Origin of the sequence: Micromonospora sp. NPDC051296 (assembly GCF_040682255.1) — a bacterium.
Lineage (GTDB): Bacteria > Actinomycetota > Actinomycetes > Mycobacteriales > Micromonosporaceae > Micromonospora > Micromonospora craterilacus.
This window is the reverse complement of the sequence record NZ_JBFBAO010000543.1, coordinates 1-3,261: the sequence shown is the minus strand read 5'-3', so window position 1 is coordinate 3,261 and position 3,261 is coordinate 1. Positions and strand designations below refer to the sequence as shown.

The following is a 3,261-nucleotide window of genomic DNA, read 5'->3' as shown; positions in this document are numbered from 1 at the left end:
CGCTGGACACCGACGGTGTGCACGCCCTTCTTCAGATCCCCGGTCTCGTCGACCACCAAGACCCCATCGGGGTCACCGAGCCGGTCGACGACGACCTTCCGCACGTCGTCACGCACCGCGTCCGCGTCCCACTTCGCCCGGTAGAGCAACCTTTGCATCGCGTCCGGCCGGCCGTGTCCGGCCTGCTCCGCCAACTGCCAGCACGTCTTGATCCGCAGGTCGGCGAGCAGCCCGGTGACGAACCCGGCTGCGGCCCGGCGGGGCTCGACCCGGCAGAACCGGCCGGTGAAAGAGTCAACAACCAGGTCGATGGCTCGTCGCCACCGGGCAGGCTCTACGCTGTGGCTCTCGGCCACCGCACGGTCTGATGTTGTGTCCACAACGCACAGACGATCACGCGGTGGCCGTCCTCATTCCCGCGGGATCCGAGGTCACCTCACGAACGGCGGCTGCCGTACTAGGACATCGGCGATCTGGCGGAAGGTCTCAGACTCGCTGGGGCGAAGCCCCCCGGCCAGGTCGGGGTGATGCCACTGGTCTAACCGCAGGACCTCGGGTATGTCGACCCGGATCCGGCGCCGCAGTTCCCCCTCGTCGGCCAGGAGCAACGCGCGATGACGCGGAACAAGCAGACGCAGCACGTCGACCAGATCCTCGCCCGGCTCGGCAGTAACAGCTATCGTCTGACCGCGAACCACCACCGGCCCTCCCCGATAGGTCTCGGGTTCGTTGGGGTCCTCTATCTCATCCCAGTTGTCTACTCGTTCGTGAAAGTCGTCGTATCCATAGCCGGGTTCGCCCCTGGTCAGGCAGTCGCCGAATACGTGGAGCACGTCGATGAGGTTGCCGGCCCGTGGCGAGTAGCCGACCGTCTCAACGATGAGGGCCCACTGCCAAGCGTCCCAGTAACCATGGAGCCGAGCATCGACGGCGTAGTAGTAGCCGTGGCCGAGATCCGGAAACAGGAACTCCTCGGAAGCGGCGTCGAGCTGTTCGAGGACCTCGACCGAGCGCACAACTGAGCAGTCTAGACAGCCACGGCTGTCACCCCGAGGTCATCCACATCTGCCGCCGACCGGGCGCGCCGACGCTTTGCGGATGGTGAAGCCGGCGCAATCGGCTTGCTCAGCGCTGGAACACCGGTCGGTGTGAGCTTCGCTGACAAGGGGGCACGTCAGCTTCTCCGTACCGTGGTCCCGGCTCGCATCGCCCGCGGGATCTCGGCGACATCGTCGACGCGATCCAGCAGCACGGCAAGTTCCTCGACGGACGCGGGTGAGCTCAGCTCGATGCGGTAGGTGATGCCACTCGATATCCACGTCCGCGTGTCGAAACCTCCGTCAGCCGACACACGTACCCCGTGGATGCGGATGTCGAGTTCGCCTGCCTCCCGGTATATGTCGTTCAGGACGCATCCAGCCGTAGCGAGGTGCAACAGGTGGGCCCCGGTGAAGTCCGCCTCGACCGTAACGCCCTCAGGGGTCCACCGGTGTGGGAACCGGATCGCACCACCGTCATCTGATCTGAACGAGCCAGCGCCGACCACGACTGCAAATTGCTCCACCGGTTGCCTCCTGTCCGCTTTGCCCCACCCGACCGGCTCATTGTGATCCGTCACCCGCATTACCACCAGATACCGAGGCGTCCGCTTCTGCCGGGGATCGAGCGCGGCCGTAACGACAGCTGATGTCCGGGCCGGGGGTTCGAGGCTGCTGCTCCTATCCTCTCTGTTCACGAGTCCGCCACGGCAGGTAGGCGGCAGCCGTCCCCGCGAGGCTGCCGACGGACAGAGCCAAGACCAGCGGCAAGAACAAGTCCCACGGCGTCCGCAGTCTGTCTTCGAGAACGATGCCGACGACCAGGCACGCTGCAGTGGTGACCAGGAAAAAGAATGTCACTCGTAGTCGGTATCCCCGGCGGACTTGTGGTGTCTCAGTGGCGGCCAGGGCGGCTATGCCCGCGTGCTCCGCCCACCCGAAGCCGACCGCCGTCCGGCAGATCACCAGGCCGACGATGACGCCCAGCAGCGAGTCGCACGCGGTGCTACGCAACGCCCTGGAGAGCGGCGGATCAGGGATGCCTGACTCCGCAGTGAAGATGAGGCGCCCGGCTCGGCCGTATGTCCAGCCCTGCACTACCGAACCCGCAGGTTGCGACTCGCGTTGCCCGGCGGCATCTGCTTCCATCCGCCCAGTGTCAGTCGGCGATCAGCCGGTGTCGACCATGCCGACGAAACGGGCCTCCCTCGTACTTGGCGAGTCGTCCGCTGCCATCCGTGCGCGCCGCCCCCGCTGGCGCGCTCACGCCTTGGTGCCTGCCTGCCGTGTCGACGTTCGGAACGCCGAAGTGCGGATGGTCCCACGGACTCGCCAGGGCCTTCGAGATGCGCCTTGGCCAGCCCGGCCCACCCGCTCGCGTGTGGGACAGTGGTTCATGCCGTTGAGCGCCTATCACCTCAGAACGTCGATCGCCGTGTCCGACATACAGCGGGCGGTCGCGTTCTACGAAGGCAAACTGGGCCTACAGGCGCTGCAGTCCGGCCCCAGCGCCAACATCGCCGACGGCAGCCGCGTCTATGGTTCGGGTGGCGCGCCAGCACTGAATGTGTACCAGGCGGTCACTGCCGGAAAGACCCCGGCGACGCTGGCGACATGGTACGTCGACGACATCGACCAGATCGTTGACGAACTCGTCTCGTCCGGCGTCGAGTTTATCCGCTATGACCAGTTCGAACACGACGCCAAGGGCATCACTGCTCGGGCCGGCGGTGGACGTATCGCCTGGTTCCAGGATCCAGACGGCAATACCTTTGCCCTCGAAGCCGACGACTGACAGACAGGACGTCCGCCCTTCCCTGCTCGGCTACGCCCGACGCCGAGCCGGTCACCGTGAGCAGACCTCCGCTGCAGCCAGGTGACGCGGACCCCGGCCAGCGGTCGGCATGCTCGCTCATGGCCGCGAACCGCGCGTCACCGTGGATAGGGACGGTGCTGGTCGCCGTCTTCCGGGCCTGCGGATGATCGTGCAGCTGATCCAAGCTTTGGGTCAGTGAGCGGGTACCGACACACAGACCATCGTGGTGTCCTCGATGGCCTCGACGACCCCGGGCGCCTGCTCGGGAACGTGAACAAAATCCCCTGCGTGCACCGTTACGGCGTCGCTTCCAGCGCCCCACCAGCCGAACCGCAGGTGCCGGTCGGGGGCGAAGCCGGTACGGGCGACGGCGAGCGCCACCTCCAGGATCGCCGCCGAACCCGAGCC

At 66.5% G+C, this 3,261-nt stretch carries 6 protein-coding genes; 1 reads left to right on the top strand and 5 read right to left on the bottom strand.

Going from position 1 to position 3,261, the window contains the following annotated elements; translation table 11 throughout:
- From AB0M52_RS32555 to AB0M52_RS32540, 4 genes are all read right to left on the bottom strand, one after another.
- The coding region (locus tag AB0M52_RS32555; protein ID WP_363961614.1) for a transposase at positions 1 to 305 on the bottom strand (305 nt) is incomplete at its 3' end.
- Positions 306 to 431: 126 nt separating this feature from the next.
- Positions 432 to 1,016 carry a hypothetical protein gene (locus AB0M52_RS32550; RefSeq protein WP_363961612.1) on the bottom strand — a complete coding sequence of 195 codons (585 nt, stop codon included), beginning with the start codon at positions 1,014 to 1,016 and terminating at the stop codon, positions 432 to 434.
- Between the two features lie 158 nt (positions 1,017 to 1,174).
- A complete protein-coding gene (locus AB0M52_RS32545) occupies positions 1,175 to 1,735 on the bottom strand; it encodes an OsmC family protein (protein WP_363961610.1) in 561 nt (186 codons plus the stop codon).
- Positions 1,719 to 2,186, bottom strand: coding sequence for a hypothetical protein (locus tag AB0M52_RS32540; RefSeq protein ID WP_363961608.1), 468 nt, complete (start codon positions 2,184 to 2,186; stop codon positions 1,719 to 1,721). The genes AB0M52_RS32545 and AB0M52_RS32540 overlap by 17 nt, the downstream gene beginning before the upstream one ends.
- 232 nt (positions 2,187 to 2,418) lie before the next feature.
- Between AB0M52_RS32540 and AB0M52_RS32535 the strand changes: the two genes are divergently transcribed.
- Entirely contained in the window at positions 2,419 to 2,832 is a 414-nt protein-coding gene (locus AB0M52_RS32535; protein WP_363961606.1) for a VOC family protein, read from the top strand.
- Between the two features lie 213 nt (positions 2,833 to 3,045).
- Here AB0M52_RS32535 and AB0M52_RS32530 read toward each other — a convergent pair.
- Positions 3,046 to 3,261: hypothetical protein (locus AB0M52_RS32530; protein WP_363961616.1), on the bottom strand; the 216-nt coding region annotated here is incomplete at its 5' end.